The organism is Micromonospora sp. M51 (genome assembly GCF_018070305.1).
Lineage (GTDB): Bacteria > Actinomycetota > Actinomycetes > Mycobacteriales > Micromonosporaceae > Micromonospora > Micromonospora parva.
Genome location: NZ_JAGPXZ010000057.1, coordinates 1 through 14,926 on the forward strand (window position 1 = coordinate 1; position 14,926 = coordinate 14,926).

The window sequence follows — 14,926 nt, forward strand, 5'->3', positions numbered from 1 at the left end:
GTGGTACTCGGACTGCAGTTCGTCGCCGCTGCTGGGGGTGAAGCCGAGCTTGAAGTGCGGCAGCCGCTCCTGCCACGGGCCCGCCTCGCCGAGCTGCGGGGTGCAGTTCTCCGGCGGCATCCCGAGCACCGGGTGCCGGGGCTGGTCGGCCGCTGTGGTGCCGAGCCAGTCCGCCGGGGGTGGCGGCTGGTCCGCCAACTGTTTGCGCCACACCTCGCGCAGTCGGGGCGTACGGAAGTCGGTGAAGACACTCACGCTGTACGCCGAGCCGAGCGCCTCGTCGAGCGCCGCCCGGTCGAGGTCGAGGCGTACGTACTGGCGCAGCGCGAAGGTTGGCACCACGTCCAGCGTGACCCGGGTGACCAGGCCAAGCGCGCCGAGCCCGACCACCATGCCGGCGAACCTGTCGGTCTCGCGGTCGACCCGCAGCAGGTCGCCGTCGGCGGTGACCAGCTCCAGACCGGCGACGGCGCTGGCCAGGTTGCCATGGCTCTGACCGGACCCGTGGGTGGCGGTGGCCACCGCGCCGGCCACCGAGATGTGCGGCAGCGAGGCGAGGTTCGCCAGCGCGTACCCCTGGGTGTGCAGCTGCCGGGCGAGGTCGCCGTAGCGCATCGCGGCGCTCACGGTGACCTGCCCGCGCTCGTGGTCCACCTCGACGACCGGGGGCAGCCCGGCGAGGCTGACGAGGTCGCCGTCGGTGTCGCCGAGGCTGTTGAAGGAGTGCCCGCTGCCCACCGCCCGGATCCGGCTGCTGCCGGCGACGAGCCGGCGCAGGTCGTCGACGGAGGTGGGCCGGTGGAACGCCTTCGCGGCGTACCGTACGTTGCCGGCCCAGTTGCGGCGCGGAACGTCGGTGCTCGACGCGGCGTGCGGTCCCTGCGCGGTCATGTGGCGGTCTCCCGATCGGTGCTCTGCTGGTCGGCCAACGCGGCGACGAGGGCGTCCAGAACGGTATCCGTCTGGAACGTGTGGTAGCCACGCTGGGCGATCGGCAGGCCGGCCGCGCTGGCGCGTTCGATCTCGCCCCGCGCCGCCTGCCGGGTCGCCGCGTCCCCGGACATCAGGGCGTCCTGGCCGCGTCGGATCAACCGGTCGACCCGGTCCATGTGGTACCCGCGCAGGCCGACCGGGAGATCCGGGGTGTCGAAGGCGGCGCGTCGCAGCGCGAGCAGGTCGACGAAACGACCTCCGGCATAGCGGGTGAGCGCGGCGGACACCTGGTCGGGCTGCTCCCGGACCTGATCGAGAACGAGCAGTTCGATGGCGGGTCGGCCGTCGATCGGGTGACGGGCGGTCACCGGCTCAAGCGGCACTCCCGGCGCGGGAACCAGCAGCAGTCGCGGCGGTTCGGGACGACCGTCGCGTCGGGGCGGCTCGTCGAGGACCAGCGCGCCGACGTCGGCCCACCGGATGTCCCGGCGCAGGCCGGGCCGTCGGATGGTGAGCCCGTCCGCGTGGATCCCGAAACGGAACGGGCGCAACGCGCTGACCAGCGCCACCGCGCCGAGCGCGATCGCCCCCACCGCGATGATCGTCCGTAGCAGGGCGCCGTCGCTGGGATAGACCAACAAGAGCACCCCGCCGAGTACGCAGACCAGGGCGAGCACCCGGGCGCCCCGACTCCGGCGCAGTTCCACGCTCGGACCCCCGTTCATGACCGTGGCGTCGGTCCCCGCATCTTCCGCCAAACCGGGCACCGGGGACACCGGACGATCGGGCACGGTTGTTCTCGTCATCGTCGGGGAACCCTACGCTCATGAGCAGCTACCGTGATCCGGCCCCACGGGGCGACGTCTTCCCGTCCGAGGAGGAGCTGGACCCCACCGGCACCGGGGTCGAGCAGGCCAGCGCACCGCCGTCCGGCGGGTTGCCGAGTCACCCGTCGCCCACACCCGGCCCCCGGCCCACTCCGGCGCCCGCGCCCGCCCCGACACCGGTGCCGACGCCCGGTCCGCCACCGCGCGCCCCCGGCGCCCAGACGATCGTGACCCGTCACCTGGACGGCTCGGTGGAGGTGGTCACCGACCTCGACGGTGACGGCGTGGCCGACGTCGTCCAGATCGACGTGGACGGTGACGGTGTCCCGGACATCACCTACGTCGACAGTGATCGTGACGGGCGGCTGGACACCGTGCTGGGCGACCCGGACGCGGTCGGGAGCGGCGCCCACCGGGCCTGACCGGCAGCGTCGCTCCCCACCATCCGCCCGGCTCAGAGCTTCGCCATCACCTCGCTGGCGACCAGCTCCAGGTGCTCCAGGTCGCTGAGGTCCAACACCTGGAGGTAGAGCCGCTCACTGCCGATCTCCGCGTACCGGCCGATGGTGTCGAGCACCTCGGCGGGAGTCCCGGCCAGACCGTTGGCCCGCAGCTCGTCCGGTTCGCGGCCGATGGCCGCGGCGCGGCGGGCCACCTCGGCGTCGTCGCGCCCACAGCAGAGCACCAGCGCGTTGGACCAGACCATGTCGGCCGGGTCCCGGCCGATCTCGGCGCAGGCCGCGCGGACCCGGTCGAACTGCGCCGCCGTGTCCGGCACCGAGGCGAACGGCAGGTTGAACTCGTCGGCGTAGCGGGCGGCCAGCCGAGGCGTGCGCTTCGGACCCGTCCCGCCGAGCAGGATCGGTGGGCGCGGCTGCTGCACCGGCTTGGGCAGGGCGGGCGAGTCGCGGACCGGGTAGTACCGGCCGTCATGGTCGAACCGCTCCCCCGCCGGGGTGGACCACAGCCCGGTGATGACGGCGAGCTGCTCCTCCAGCCGGTCGAACCGCTCGGCGAGCGGCGGGAACGGCATGCCGTACGCGCTGTGTTCCTCGGCGTACCAGCCGGTGCCGATGCCCAGCTCCACCCGGCCGCCGCTCATCTGGTCGACCTGCGCCACGGTGATCGCCAGCGGGCCGGGCAGCCGGAAGGTGGCAGCGGTCATCAACGTGCCGAGCCGGATGCGGCTGGTCTCCCGGGCCAGGCCGGCGAGAGTGGTCCACGCGTCGGTGGGGCCGGGTTCGCCGCTCACGTCACCCATCATCAGGTAGTGGTCGGAGCGGAAGAACGCGCCGTAGCCAGCGTCCTCGGCGCACCGGGCGACGGCGAGCAACTGGTCGTAGGTGGCGCCCTGCTGGGGCTCGGTGAAGATCCGAAGTTCCATGATCCGAGCATAGGGTTCCCCGGTCGGCCCGGCCGGCGCTATGCCGACCGGACCTCCGGCGTCAGCTCAGACGTACGGCCGTTTGGCGTACGCCTCGCGGAGCGCCGCCAACCCGGGCGCCTTCGGCGTCAGGGTGCCCCAACCGGAGTTGAAGTAGTTGGTCCGCACGATCCGTGGTCCATCCTCGGCGTTGAGCTGGGCGATCGCCGCCGGCACGGTGGCGATCCAGGCGGCCTGGTTCGGGATCTCGGCCACCCGCACCCCCCACTCGGCGATGATCACCGGTCGGGACAGCGCCACCGGGCCGAGATCGGCCACCGCCCAGTCCTTGGTGCGACGAAACCGGGCCAGCGCGGTGTGGCTGGCGTTCGTGGCGTACGCGTTCCACTGGAGATAGTCGAGGCGGGACATCAGCGACTCCGGGTGGGTGCGCTGGAAGCAGGCCCTGTCGAAACCGCCGAGCCCCACCGAGAAGGTCGTGCCGGCCGGCAGCGTCCGCGCCTTGAACCACGTGAGGATGTAGTTCATCGCCTGCACCGCCCGCGCGTCCGACTCGGCCCAGCTGTACGCCTTGCCGTCCTCGGTGGTGCCGAACTCGTGGTCGGTGTCCAGTTCCGAGGCGAACTGGATGTTCACCCCGAAGCCGAGCGTGCGGTACTGCGACAGCGCGCGGGCCAGCAACCCGTCGCACTGCCCCTTGATCACCTGCCCGTACCCGTACGCCCTCGGCCAGGTCGTGCCGGGTCGCTGCTGGATGGTCATCGTCGGTGCCGGCACGGTGTAGCTGGTGCCGTCCACCGAGAAGCTCTGCGTTCCGTAGTTCGAGGCGCCGTAGTGTTTCAACTCCAGGACCATGTTCATCTGCACACCGGCCTTGCCCAGGTTGACCAGCCAGGGCCGGTTGTAGCCGGGGAAGATGTAGCCGTCCGCGAAGCTGCGGTACTGGGTGAGTGACCGGAAGTTGCCGCCGGCCATGTCGGCGGTCGGGTCGGCGCCCCCGGAGAGGTAGTAGCCGCCGAGCACCGGTTGTCCCAGGCTGTAGTCGGCGGCGGCCGTCGCGGTGTTGCCGGCGGCGTCACGGACCTGGACGGTGACCCGGGGCATCACGCCACCGACCGATACACGGCCACGGAGCCGTTGTCAGAAACCCGGGTCCAGGTACGCCCGGAGTTATCGGAGACGGTCACAGTGAGTGGGTCGATGACCGCCGTGACCTTGACCGGCGCGCTGCTGTTGCCCTGCGCGTCGGTGACCACGATGGTGACGGTCAGCGGTTTGGTGTCGGCGTCCGAGTAGGTAACGGTCAGCAGCATCTGGTCACCCGGCGCGAAGACGGATGCGTTCAAGGCTGCGGTCGCGGTGGGAGCGGCCATGTCGGGCCCTTTCTGGCTCGGTCGCCAGGGCTCGGCGCGCGGTCGAGCGACGCCGGACCCCGGCGGGGTCCACGGTGCGAAAGGCCGGCGGGGCTCGGGGGCGGCGGCACGGCCGGCGGACGGCGTTGCCTGACAGCCGACGGTGCTGACGTCCTTGTCCCGGTGGGCGGAGGCACCGCTGCGGGCGCCCGCAGGGTGTCGGTGGCAGCCTCGGCCTGTCGTACGCGCGATCGGAGCGGCAGCTGTGCCGTGACCGTCGCGGCTTCGAGGCCGGGCTGGGTGAGGGCGGCACCGGTACGGACGATCTTGTCCGAACCGGGCCGGAGGATCGGGATGTGGCCCGCCACCCGTCTACCTCCACCTGCCCCAAGAGTGCTCTACCAGGGGCTTTGCCGTCTTGTCCGAATTGCGACAAGGCTCCGGTGGGGCTCGGCGCGACGGTTACTCGGGCGGCGTGCCGCGTACGGCCCTTCAGTCACGTTTCGAAATGCCAGATATCGTCTACTTCGTCCTTGTGCATGAAAGAGTGAGCACCATGACGACGAATCATCCGGCATCTGCGGCGACAGACCCGGGGTACGCCGCCGCGCTGGACACGGCTGAGCGTCTGCTGGGCTTCCGCTTGGAGCGCTTTCTTGGCGCCACCCCTGGTGAGCCAGCCAACGGCGCAGACTTCAAACGGATCGCGACGATGCACGCCTTCGGCGACGTCTGGCCGCGCACCGAGCACCTGGATACACGGACGCGGGCACTGGTGTCCGTCACCATCGCGGCGACGCTCGGTGTCCTGGAGCCCCTCCGTGGTCAGCTGCGCATCGCGCTCAACGCCGGCGCCACCAAGGAAGAGATCGCCGAAGTCTTTCTTCAGGTCGCGGCCTACGCTGGCGTAGCACGCGCGTTCGACGGCTACCAGGTCGCCGCCCAGGTCTTCGCCGAGAACCCCGAGCCCTCAGGCCCTGGTAAGTAAGGTCCCCCGCAGGACCTGATCACCCACCGCCAGGACCGTTACGCGGAAAGGCTCATTGGGCGGCTGAACGACGAGGTGAGCGAGCCCACGCCGTGCGGGGACGGACCCCAGCGACCCATCCGTGCAGACGCTCAGTGCCTGCCCGTCAGCTTCGCCCGACGCCGCGCAACAGCGCGTCGACGACCAGGTCGGCGGCGGGTGCGGCGGCCAGGTCGGGAAAGTTTTCCGCGGTGGCGTTCACAAGTTGGTCCAGCAGCGTCCTGACCCAGCCCGGTGGCAGGTCGGCGCGGAGTAGCCCCTCGTCGGTGGCGCGCTGGATGAACCGGTCGAGCCGCTCGCCGAGTTGCTTGCTCCGGGCCGCGGCCTCGACGTCCATGTTCATCATTGGCTTGAGGACCTGGATCGACCACCGCCGGATGACCGGGATGATGCCCTCCACATAGCGGTGCAGGGCCACCGCGACCGGTGCCTCCGTCAGCCGGGCGTCGTCGAGCGCGCGCTCGGAGGCGTCGAGCTTGGCCTGGTAGACCCCGGCGAGCAGGGCCTCCCGGGTGGCGAATCGGCGGTAGACGGTGCGCCGGTCGACGCCGGCCGTGGCAGCGATCGTGGCGATGCTCGTGGCCGGATCCTGCGCGAGCAGCCGAGCACCCACGTGGAGGACCGTGTCGAGGTTACGGGCTGCGTCGGCTCTCATAGTGCCGTCAATTCTACCCCTGTGTGGCAGGTCACGCAGCTAGTTGCACACGTCGGTGGCGAAACCAGAGATAAGCGCTACGGTTTTGTGGCAGCTAGACGTACGAGGCGCCACATTGTTGTGCCCCTGATGATCGCGGCGCGGAACGCGTACGCGGCGGGGGGCCGCAGTCCGGACGCCGATTACGAATCGGCCCAAAACCTGCAATAAGGGAGTAGTCACTGTGATCGTTCACGACAAGCTCTACGTTGGTGGCCAGTGGGTAGCGCCCGCCGAGGGCGGCCTGCTCGACGTCCACTCGCCACACGACAAGTCGCTGGTGGGGCGGGCCGCCGAGGCCTCACCGGCCGACGTCGAGCGGGCGGTCGCCGCCGCGCGGAAGGCCTTCGACGACGGGCCGTGGCCCCGGATGACGCCGCGGGAACGCCAGGCGACCATCGCCCGATTCAACGAACTACACGCGGCGCGGGCCGACGAACTGGCCGCATTGATCACTTCGGAGAACGGCTCCGCGTCGTGGTTCACCCGGTGGACGCTGCACGCACTGGCGGAGCAGACCGGCGCCTACCTGAGGGCCGCCGAGGCCTTCGGGTGGGAGGAACGGGCAACCGAATCCGGCCCGCTGATCCGACGCGAGCCGGTCGGTGTGGTCGCCGCGGTCATCCCGTGGAACGCCCCGCACCAGTCGGCACTGGTGAAGATGATTCCGGCGCTGCTGGCGGGCTGCACGGTCATCCTGAAGGCGTCGCCCGAGACCGCGCTGGACGCGCTGGTGCTGGGCGAGATCTTCGAGCAGGCTGGGCTGCCGGAGGGCGTGGTCAGCATCCTGCCGGCGGGCCGGGAGACGAGCGCGTATCTCGTCGCGCACCCCGACGTGGACAAGGTCGCCTTCACCGGATCGACCGCCGCCGGGCGCACGATCGCGTCCGTGGCGGGCCAGCAGCTCAAGCGGGTGAGCCTGGAGCTGGGCGGCAAGTCCGCGACGGTCATCCTGCCGGACGCGGACCTCTCGGCCGTGGTCGAGGGACTCAAGTTCCTGTCGTTCGGCAACAACGGCGAATCCTGCGTCGCGCACACCCGCATCCTGGCCCCGCGCAGCCGCTACGAGGAGGTCGTCGAGGCCGTGAAGACCATGACGGAGAGCCTCGTCGTGGGAGACCCCGCCGACCCGGGTACGTGGATCGGCCCGATGGTCCGCGCCGACCAGCAGCAGCGGGTCCGGAGCTACATCGAACTCGGCATCTCCGAGGGGGCGCGTCTCGTCACCGGCGGTCCCGAGGTGCCGGAGGGGCTCGAGGGCGGTTACTACGTACGGCCGACGGTCTTCGCCGACGTCGACAACGGCATGCGCATCGCCCAGGAGGAGATCTTCGGACCGGTCCTCGTCGTCATCGCGTACGAGGACGAGGACGACGCGGTACGCATCGCCAACGACTCCCCGTACGGGCTCGGCGGTGGGGTGTGGACGGCCGACGTCGAGCGTGGCCTGGCGCTCGCCCGCCGGATCCGTACCGGCTTCTTCACCGTCAACGGCGCCGACCCGGGCTTCGACGCGCCCTTCGGCGGCTACAAGGGCAGCGGTATCGGCCGCGAGTTCGGAGCCGTCGGCCTGGCCCAGTACGTGGAGCACAAGACCATCGCGGTCTGAGCAGGACCGCTGTCTGCTCCCGACCACCGAGAACTGGAGTCTTTTCGTGGCTCGGACCACCACCCGTACCCCCTACCGGATCACATTCGCCGTCCTCGCGGCCGGCGCCGGTTTCTTCGCGATGCTGCAGTCGCTCGTCAGCCCGGTGCTGTCGACGATCCAGCACGACCTGCACACCTCGCAGAACACCGTGACCTGGGTGCTGACGGCGTACCTGCTCTCCGCGTCGGTCTTCACGCCGATCCTCGGACGGATCGGTGACATGGTCGGCAAGGAGCGGATGTTCGTCGTCTCCCTGGTCGCGCTCATCGCCGGCTGCCTGCTGGCCGTCATCGCACCGAACATCGGCGTGCTCATCGTGGCCAGGATCGTGCAGGGTGTCGGTGGTGCCGTCTTCCCGCTGTCGTTCGGGATCATCCGGGACGAGTTCCCGGCGGCCCGGAGCACGGCGGCGATCGGGGCGATGTCGGCCCTGCTCGCCGCCGGCGGGGGACTGGGCACCGTGCTCGCCGGGCCGATCGTCGGCGCCTTCGGCTATCGGGGGCTCTTCTGGATCCCCATGGTCGTGCTGATCGCGACGGCCGTGGCGGCGCACTTCCTCATACCGAAGTCGCCCGTACGGACGCCGGGCCGGATCAACTGGCTCGCCACCGTACTGCTGTCCGGGTGGCTCGTCGCGCTGATGCTGGCGGTCAGCAAGGCCCCGGCGTGGGGTTGGACCTCGGGTAGGGTACTCGGTCTCTTGCTCGTCGCGGTGCTCGTCCTCGCCTCCTGGGTGATCACCGAGACCCGTTCGACCAACCCGCTCATCGACATGCGGGTGATGCGCCTGCCGACGGTGTGGACCACCAACCTGGTCGCGCTGCTCTTCGGCGCGGGCATGTTCGCCATCCTCGCGTTCCTGCCGCAGTTCGTGCAGACCCCGACGGTCGCGGGCTATGGGTTCGGGGCCAGCGTCACCGAGGCGGGGCTGTTGCTGGTGCCGATGCTCGTCGCCATGTTCCTGACCGGCATCGTCAGCGGCCGGATGGAGCGGATTCTCAGCGGTAAGGCACAACTCGCCGCGGGCTCCGCCTTCAGCGTGGTCTCGTGCGCCCTGCTCGCCGTGGCCCACGACGCACGCTGGCAGATCGTGGTCGCCTCGTCCGTGTTCGGGGTCGGCATCGGCCTGGCGTACGCGTCCATGACGAACCTGATCGTGCAGAACGTCTCGGCCGCGCAGACCGGTGTGGCGGCGGGGATGAACGCGAACATCCGGACCATCGGTGGATCGATCGGGGCGGCCGTGATGAGCAGCATCGTCACCGGCCACCTGCGTCCGGACGGTCTGCCGTACGAGTCCGGGTTCACCCACGGGTTCGAGATGCTGACCGTCACCTCGCTCGCGGCAGTGGTGGCGGCGCTTGTCGTGCCCGCCGTCCGCCGAGCGTCCCGCACGGGCGAGAGCGGTGTGGCACCGGCCCCGCTGGTCGCGCGGCGCCCTTAGGCGAGGGCGCGTCCGACCAGCGGGCGGCGGACACAGCGACCAGGCGGCTCCACCGACCCACGTACGCCTCGTACGTGTCACCGTTCGCCCACACCGGCCCGATACGACAGGCCAGGGGCCGTCGGCGCTGGCGTTCAGTCGAGATGGTCGGCGGGGGCGGTCTGGAGCAGCCAGACCAGCGGCGGGACCAACGGCGCCGCCCACCGCACCCGTTGGCTCAGCGACGCCGCAGCGCCGGGTCGAGCAGGGCGGGCGGGGTGTCGAACTTCTCGCCTGCGGCGAGGTCGACCCCGGGTGCGACGATCGCGTCGATCGCGTCGAGCACGTCGGCCGGGAGCACGGTGTCCGCGGCGGCGAGTTGGGCGTGCAGGTGGTCGATGGTGCGGGGGCCGATGATCGCGCTGGTCACGGCCGGGTGCGCGGTGACGAACCCGAGTGCGAGCTGGATCAGGGTGAGCCCCGCCTCGTCGGCGACGGTGGCCAGCTGCTCGACGGCGTGGAGCCGGGCCTGGTTGGCCGGGATGCTGAGGTCGAAGCGGGCGGGCAGGATCGCCGAGCGGCTGGTGGTGATCTCCCGGCCGGCGCGGATCGCGCCGGAGAGCCAGCCCGAGGCGAGCGGGCTCCAGGCGAGCACGCCGAGCCCGTACTGCTCGGTCACGGGCAGGACGTGGGCCTCGATCCCCCGTTGCAGGATCGAGTAGCTGGGCTGCTCCGTGACGTACCGGCCCAGGTGGTGCTCCCTTGCAGCCCATTCGGCCTGCACGATGCGGTACGCGGGGAAGGTCGAGGAGCCGAAGTAGCGGATCTTTCCCGCCCGTTGCAGGTCGGTCAGCGCCGACAGGGTTTCCTCGTCGCTGGTGGTCGGGTCCCACCGGTGGATCTGGTAGAGGTCGACGTGGTCGACGCCGAGGCGGCGCAGGCTGTTGTCCAACTCGGTGACGAGCCAGCGGCGCGAGCTGCCCCGCTGATTGCGCTCGTCGCCCATCGGCATGCCGGCCTTCGTGGCCAGCACGATGTCGTCGCGACGGCCGGCGATGGCTTTGCCGACCAGTTCCTCCGACTCCCCCTGGCTGTACATGTCGGCGGTGTCGATCAGGTTGATCCCGGCCTCCAACGCGGCGTCGACGATCGCCGTCGCCTCGCCCTGGGTGGTGTGCCCCAGTTTGCCGAAGTTCATTGCGCCGAGCACGAGGGTGCTGACCTGGACGCCGGTGCGCCCGAGGGTGCGGTACTGCATGACTGTTCCTCCACGGAAGGGTGAGGTGACACTGGCCCACCGGCTCTGACATCCTGAGCATGTGGAACCACGTTCCGCTACGAACGATACGGAACGCTGTTCCGTTTGACAAGTGACGGAGGCAACGGCGGGGTGGCCGGCGAGGGCGCCGGGCCGCGATAACTTATTGATCATGGTGAACTGGGAGCTTCGGCCGGCTTCGGCGGCGGACGTCGAGGCGGTGGCCGAGTTGCGGGCGGTGGTGCTGCGGGCAGACCTGGAGCGGCTGGGGCGGTACGACGACCAGCGGGTGCGGCAGCGCCTGCGGGACGGCTTCGCGCCGGCGTACACCTGGGTTGTCGAGGTGGACGGCGCGTTCGCCGGCTGCGTGGCGCTGCGACCGGACGGGGACGCCCACTGGCTGGAGCACTTCTACCTGGCCCCACGGTTACAGGGCGGTGGCATCGGCACGGCCGTGCTGCGCGAGTTGCTGGAGCGCTGCGATCGCGACGGCACCCCGGTTCGCCTGAACGTGCTGCGGGGCAGCCCGGCCCGACGACTGTACGAGCGGCACGGTTTCACCGTCGACGCCGAGGATCCGGTGGACGTCTTCCTGGTCCGCGCGCCCAGGATGAACAGCGACGAGGGCTTGTCAATGTAACGTTGACAGATGACGTCGGAGCTGGATCGGCTGGCGGAGGTGCGCGCCACCCGCGCTCGCCTGGACGAGCAGGAGCTGGAACTCATCGATCGGGCGCGCCACGACGGCGCGACCTGGGCGCAGATCGCGACAGCCCTCGGCCTCGGCAGTCGACAGGCCGCCGAGCAGCGGCGACAGCGACTGGTGGCGGCGCGGTGGTCGCGGCGGCAACAGCTCGACCGCCGACTGCCTCCGCAGATCGCGGCGCTGCGGGCGGCGGTCGCCGACCTTGCCCGGTGGATCGGCGCCGACCAGCGGTGGGACAACCGTTTTCGCCGCGCGGCTCTGGTCCGGAGCACTGTGGAGACCGCGTTGGATGCCGCCCCGGGCTCGCTGTACGCGCTTGCGGTGCACCTCGCCACCGATCTCGCCGAAGCGGGCGAGCGACTGCCCGCGCCCGCCCGAACCGCGGCAACCACGATCAATGCCGCCCTGTCAACGGAGCGTTGACAGGATCGAGCAGCATTGCGCGCACTCAGCTCACGCTTGAGGATGTGAGTCACCTCGACTCAACTCGGAGCGCTCATGCGTCGCAACGCGAGCCTGTTCGTGGCGATCTCCCTGCTGTCCGGCTTCGGCAGCAGCGCGATGTCACTGGTCAACGGCATCTGGATCCTGGACCTCACCGGCTCCACCGGCCTCGCCGCCCTCGCCGGGCTCTGCGTGTACGCCCCGGTGCTCGCCGGGCCCTGGCTGGGCGGCCTGCTCGACCGGGTGCCCCGGCGACCGCTGGTCATCGCCGTCAACCTCCTGTTGGCAGCCGCCCTGCTGACCCTGCTCACCGTGCGGGGGCCGGGGCAGACCTGGCTCATCTTCACCGTCTCGTGCGCGTACGGCGTCAGCTACGTGCTGATCGACGCCGGCGAGACGGCGCTGCTGCCGTCGGCGCTCGCGGCCACGGACCTCGGCGACGTCAACGGGTGGCGCTCCAGCGCGCAGGAGGGCATGAAGCTCGTCGCTCCCCTCGCCGGGGCCGGCCTCTACGCGTGGCAGGGCGGTCCCGCCGTCGCCGTGCTCAGCGCCGCGATGCCGATCCTGGTCGCCGTCCTGTACGCGGTGCTCCGGCTGCGCCGGACGCTCGCCGACCAGCGGATCGAAACCGGCGGCGGCCTGCGTACCGGATTGGTGGTCCTGTTCGGAGAGCGGGCGACACGTCTGCCGGTCGTGCTCGCCGCGGTGTCCATCGCCATGTCCGGCTTCACGACGGCGGGGATCTACGCGATCGTCGTGACCGAGCTGCGGCTGCCGACGACGTTCCTCGGTGTGCTGGCCAGCGCGCAGGGGGCCGGTTCGATTCTCGGTGGCCTCGTCGTCGGCCGGCTCATCGCGGCCAGGGGTGCCGTTGCCGTCGGTGTCGCCGGCACGGCGCTGTTCGCGCTCGGCTGCCTGGCACGTTGCCTGCCGTGGTGGCCGGCGACCGTCCTCGGGGCGGTGGTGGCCGGCGTGGGCCTGCCCGCGACCCTGGTCGCGGCCGTCACCGCCGTGCAGACCCACACGCCGGCGGCGCTGCTGGGACGGGTCGCCGCGACGGCCAACACCGCGATGTTCGGACCGCTCGTCGCGGCGATCCCCCTCGGCTCCGCAGCCGTGCACCTGGGCGCCCGCCCGCCGCTCATCGTCGCCACGGCGATCTGCCTGACAGCAGCGGTGGCCGCCACGGTCACCCGTCGGTCGACGGCGCGCGGCCAGACGCCGACCATGCCCGCCCCGCCGCACCGGAAGGCCGGAACGAGCCCGGCGAGCCGCTGACCGCTGTCACCCGCGTACCGGATGGGTTGCCTGGAACGCGAGCCGAAGGTCCGCGTCGGCGGCGATCCGGTCGAGGATGTCGTCCAGGTCGAGGAAGACCGACCAGCGTTCGCGGCCGGTGACGTCGGCCAGGCGATCGACGAGCAACTCCTCCAGGTCGGTGACCCGCTTTCCCTTCCACACCTTGTCGGCCACGCTGACCAGCAGGTCCTCGACGTCGATGCCGTCGCGGTGCCAGGACGCGTGGTCGCGCGCGAACCGGGCCGACGACTCGGCCACACCGTGCTGGAGCAGCAGCTCGTAGCCGGCGGGCTCGTGCGCGGACCCGGGACCGGACAACTCCTCCGGGTGCCGGACCTTGCCGACGTCGTGGGTGGCGGCCCCGAAGAGCACCGCCTCCCGGTCGAACGGGAGCTGCGGGAACCGGACCGCCACCGCGTCGGTGAGCTGCGCGGCGACCTCGTGCACGGCCCGCAGGTGCGCGGCGAGACGCGGCGGCGCGTGCAGGGTCTCCAGCAGGGCGACGACCTGCTCGGGCAGGGGCCGCAGCGGCGGGCCCGCGGGGGCGGTGAGGGCACGGCGCAGCGAATCGGACGTCACCGCAGCAAGGGTACGACCAGCACGCTCGATCACGTGATCGCAGCACCTGCGCGCAACGGCCGGAAGAAGGCGCGCAGGTCGGCGATCAGCAGCTCCGGCACCTCGAGCGCGGGAAAGTGCCCACCGCGATCGTGCTCCTTCCAGTACCGGAGGTCCGGATAGCGGCGGGTCACCCAGCGCCGGGACGGCCGGGGCAGCTCGGCGGGAAAGATCGAGGCACCGACGGGTACGCGGACCTGAGTGGCGTCTTCGCCGCTGATCCACCCGGACACCCGGTCGATGCTCTCCGCGTACAGGCGTGCTGACGATGCCGCCGTCCCGGTCAACCAGTACAGCGTGACCTGGTCCAGGATCTGGTCCCGCGTGAGGCCGGCGGAAGGGCCAGCGGGGTCGGTCCAGCTGATCAACTTCTCGCCCATCCAGGCGCACAGGCCGGCCGGCGAGTCCAGCAGGGCGTACCCGACGGTCTGCGGCGCGGTGCGGTGGGCTTCCGAGTACGCCGAGCTGGACACGCCGCGTCGACGCAGGTGAGCCAACGCTTGGCGCTCGGCATCGGTGAGGTCCTCGGCGGCGGCCGGGTCCGGTCCCGCGAGCGGCGGTACGAGGTGAACGCCGGCCACGTGCTCGCCGTCCAGTGCCCCGAGGAGGCTGGAGACGCTGGTGCCCCAGTCGCTGCCGGCGGCTCCGTACCGGGTGTAGCCGAACGCCGCCATGATCTCCGCCCACGCGGCGGCTATCCGTTCGATGCCCCACCCAGGGCGGATGGGTTTGCCACTGAAGCCGTACCCGGGCAGCGACGGGATCACTACGTCGAAGGCGTCCTCGGCGGTGCCGCCATGGCTCAGTGGGTCGGTGAGCGGCTCGACCAGGTCGACCAGCTCCAGCACCGAGCCAGGCCAGCCGTGGGTCAGCACCAGCGGCATCGCGCCCGGGTACGACGACCGGGCGTGCAGCACATGGATCGTCAAGCTGTCGACGGTGACGAGGTACTGCGGGACCGCGTTGAGCCGCGCCTCGGCGGCCCGCCAGTCGTACGACTCTGCCCAGTACCCGCAGAGGCTCCGCACCTCGTGCAGGGGTATGCCGTGTGCCCAGCCGGACGCCGTCGCCGCCTCGGGCCAACGCGTACGCGCCAGCCGAACACGCAGGTCAGTCAGCTCCGACTCCGGCACGTAAATTCGATAGGGCTCGACGTCGACGGGCATGCGGGTCCTTAGCTGCCGAGCGGTGCTGACGGCGACACCGGAAGTCCTCAGTCTTCCATGATCGACGCTGTCGGGTACGCCGTCGATCGGCCGGCGAGGTCGCGGGCGTGGTTGACTATCGAACCATGCCGCTCAGTCCGGACG

The 14,926-nt window shown here is 71.0% G+C and carries 16 protein-coding genes; 7 read left to right on the forward strand and 9 right to left on the reverse strand.

The genetic code is table 11. From position 1 onward, the window contains the following. On the reverse strand, positions 1 to 891 hold an 891-nt coding region (locus KBX53_RS05455), incomplete at its 3' end, for an FAD-binding protein (RefSeq protein ID WP_210858018.1). Beyond that, a complete protein-coding gene (locus KBX53_RS05460; protein ID WP_210858019.1) occupies positions 888 to 1,658 on the reverse strand; it encodes a hypothetical protein in 771 nt (256 codons plus the stop codon). The genes KBX53_RS05460 and KBX53_RS05455, both read right to left, overlap by 4 nt. 101 nt (positions 1,659 to 1,759) lie before the next feature. Here KBX53_RS05460 and KBX53_RS05465 point away from each other — a divergent pair, with 101 nt between their 5' ends. Continuing rightward, positions 1,760 to 2,182, forward strand: coding sequence for a hypothetical protein (locus KBX53_RS05465; protein ID WP_210858020.1), 423 nt, complete (start codon positions 1,760 to 1,762; stop codon positions 2,180 to 2,182). 32 nt (positions 2,183 to 2,214) lie between these two features. On the opposite strand, the gene KBX53_RS05470 is transcribed toward KBX53_RS05465, so the two are convergent. From KBX53_RS05470 to KBX53_RS05480, 3 genes are all read right to left on the reverse strand, one after another. Next, positions 2,215 to 3,144, reverse strand: a complete 930-nt coding sequence (locus KBX53_RS05470) for an LLM class F420-dependent oxidoreductase (protein WP_030330345.1) — start codon at positions 3,142 to 3,144, stop codon at positions 2,215 to 2,217. A gap of 66 nt (positions 3,145 to 3,210) precedes the next feature. After that, the gene (locus KBX53_RS05475) at positions 3,211 to 4,248 is read right to left on the reverse strand and encodes a hypothetical protein (protein WP_210858021.1); all 1,038 of its coding nucleotides are present in this window, start codon (positions 4,246 to 4,248) and stop codon (positions 3,211 to 3,213) included. Beyond that, on the reverse strand, positions 4,248 to 4,517 hold the full coding sequence (locus KBX53_RS05480; RefSeq protein ID WP_030330347.1) for a hypothetical protein: 270 nt from the start codon (positions 4,515 to 4,517) through the stop codon (positions 4,248 to 4,250). The genes KBX53_RS05475 and KBX53_RS05480 overlap by 1 nt, the downstream gene beginning before the upstream one ends. 487 nt (positions 4,518 to 5,004) lie before the next feature. Here KBX53_RS05480 and KBX53_RS05485 point away from each other — a divergent pair, with 487 nt between their 5' ends. Further along, positions 5,005 to 5,484, forward strand: coding sequence for a carboxymuconolactone decarboxylase family protein (locus KBX53_RS05485; RefSeq protein ID WP_247675145.1), 480 nt, complete (start codon positions 5,005 to 5,007; stop codon positions 5,482 to 5,484). A gap of 145 nt (positions 5,485 to 5,629) precedes the next feature. Here the strand turns inward: KBX53_RS05485 and KBX53_RS05490 are convergent, their stop codons facing one another. After that, complete coding sequence (locus KBX53_RS05490) at positions 5,630 to 6,178, reverse strand: TetR/AcrR family transcriptional regulator (protein ID WP_030330349.1); 549 nt, start codon at positions 6,176 to 6,178, stop codon at positions 5,630 to 5,632. Positions 6,179 to 6,401: 223 nt separating this feature from the next. Between KBX53_RS05490 and KBX53_RS05495 the strand changes: the two genes are divergently transcribed. Together KBX53_RS05495 and KBX53_RS05500 are read left to right on the forward strand one after the other, a co-directional pair. Continuing rightward, positions 6,402 to 7,826, forward strand: coding sequence for an aldehyde dehydrogenase (locus tag KBX53_RS05495; protein ID WP_210858022.1), 1,425 nt, complete (start codon positions 6,402 to 6,404; stop codon positions 7,824 to 7,826). Positions 7,827 to 7,872: 46 nt separating this feature from the next. Then, on the forward strand, positions 7,873 to 9,312 hold the full coding sequence (locus tag KBX53_RS05500; RefSeq protein WP_210858023.1) for an MFS transporter: 1,440 nt from the start codon (positions 7,873 to 7,875) through the stop codon (positions 9,310 to 9,312). 217 nt (positions 9,313 to 9,529) lie between these two features. Here KBX53_RS05500 and KBX53_RS05505 read toward each other — a convergent pair whose 3' ends face one another. After that, complete coding sequence (locus tag KBX53_RS05505; protein WP_030330352.1) at positions 9,530 to 10,549, reverse strand: aldo/keto reductase; 1,020 nt, start codon at positions 10,547 to 10,549, stop codon at positions 9,530 to 9,532. 172 nt (positions 10,550 to 10,721) lie between these two features. Here KBX53_RS05505 and KBX53_RS05510 point away from each other — a divergent pair, with 172 nt between their 5' ends. From KBX53_RS05510 to KBX53_RS05520, 3 genes are all read left to right on the forward strand, one after another. After that, on the forward strand, positions 10,722 to 11,189 hold the full coding sequence (locus tag KBX53_RS05510; RefSeq protein WP_210858024.1) for a GNAT family N-acetyltransferase: 468 nt from the start codon (positions 10,722 to 10,724) through the stop codon (positions 11,187 to 11,189). Positions 11,190 to 11,198: 9 nt separating this feature from the next. Next, the gene (locus KBX53_RS05515; protein WP_210858025.1) at positions 11,199 to 11,678 is read left to right on the forward strand and encodes a hypothetical protein; all 480 of its coding nucleotides are present in this window, start codon (positions 11,199 to 11,201) and stop codon (positions 11,676 to 11,678) included. 75 nt (positions 11,679 to 11,753) lie between these two features. Next, entirely contained in the window at positions 11,754 to 12,977 is a 1,224-nt protein-coding gene (locus KBX53_RS05520; protein ID WP_210858026.1) for an MFS transporter, read from the forward strand. A 6-nt stretch (positions 12,978 to 12,983) separates the two neighbouring features. Here the strand turns inward: KBX53_RS05520 and KBX53_RS05525 are convergent, their stop codons facing one another. Both KBX53_RS05525 and KBX53_RS05530 read right to left on the reverse strand, forming a co-directional pair. Continuing rightward, positions 12,984 to 13,577 (reverse strand): HD domain-containing protein, encoded by a 594-nt coding sequence (locus KBX53_RS05525; RefSeq protein WP_210858027.1) that lies wholly within the window; start codon positions 13,575 to 13,577, stop codon positions 12,984 to 12,986. 29 nt (positions 13,578 to 13,606) lie between these two features. Then, on the reverse strand, positions 13,607 to 14,782 hold the full coding sequence (locus tag KBX53_RS05530) for an epoxide hydrolase family protein (protein ID WP_210858028.1): 1,176 nt from the start codon (positions 14,780 to 14,782) through the stop codon (positions 13,607 to 13,609). Between the last annotated feature and the right edge of the window lie 144 nt (positions 14,783 to 14,926).

Coding starts and splice junctions, on each gene's coding strand:
- KBX53_RS05460 (WP_210858019.1), bottom strand. CDS start 1,658: ATGAACGGGGGTCCGAGCGTGGAACTGCGCCGGAGTCGGGGCGCCCGG.
- KBX53_RS05465 (WP_210858020.1), top strand. CDS start 1,760: ATGAGCAGCTACCGTGATCCGGCCCCACGGGGCGACGTCTTCCCGTCC.
- KBX53_RS05470 (WP_030330345.1), bottom strand. CDS start 3,144: ATGGAACTTCGGATCTTCACCGAGCCCCAGCAGGGCGCCACCTACGAC.
- KBX53_RS05475 (WP_210858021.1), bottom strand. CDS start 4,248: ATGCCCCGGGTCACCGTCCAGGTCCGTGACGCCGCCGGCAACACCGCG.
- KBX53_RS05480 (WP_030330347.1), bottom strand. CDS start 4,517: ATGGCCGCTCCCACCGCGACCGCAGCCTTGAACGCATCCGTCTTCGCG.
- KBX53_RS05485 (WP_247675145.1), top strand. CDS start 5,005: ATGCCAGATATCGTCTACTTCGTCCTTGTGCATGAAAGAGTGAGCACC.
- KBX53_RS05490 (WP_030330349.1), bottom strand. CDS start 6,178: ATGAGAGCCGACGCAGCCCGTAACCTCGACACGGTCCTCCACGTGGGT.
- KBX53_RS05505 (WP_030330352.1), bottom strand. CDS start 10,549: ATGCAGTACCGCACCCTCGGGCGCACCGGCGTCCAGGTCAGCACCCTC.
- KBX53_RS05510 (WP_210858024.1), top strand. CDS start 10,722: ATGGTGAACTGGGAGCTTCGGCCGGCTTCGGCGGCGGACGTCGAGGCG.
- KBX53_RS05515 (WP_210858025.1), top strand. CDS start 11,199: ATGACGTCGGAGCTGGATCGGCTGGCGGAGGTGCGCGCCACCCGCGCT.
- KBX53_RS05520 (WP_210858026.1), top strand. CDS start 11,754: ATGCGTCGCAACGCGAGCCTGTTCGTGGCGATCTCCCTGCTGTCCGGC.
- KBX53_RS05530 (WP_210858028.1), bottom strand. CDS start 14,782: ATGCCCGTCGACGTCGAGCCCTATCGAATTTACGTGCCGGAGTCGGAG.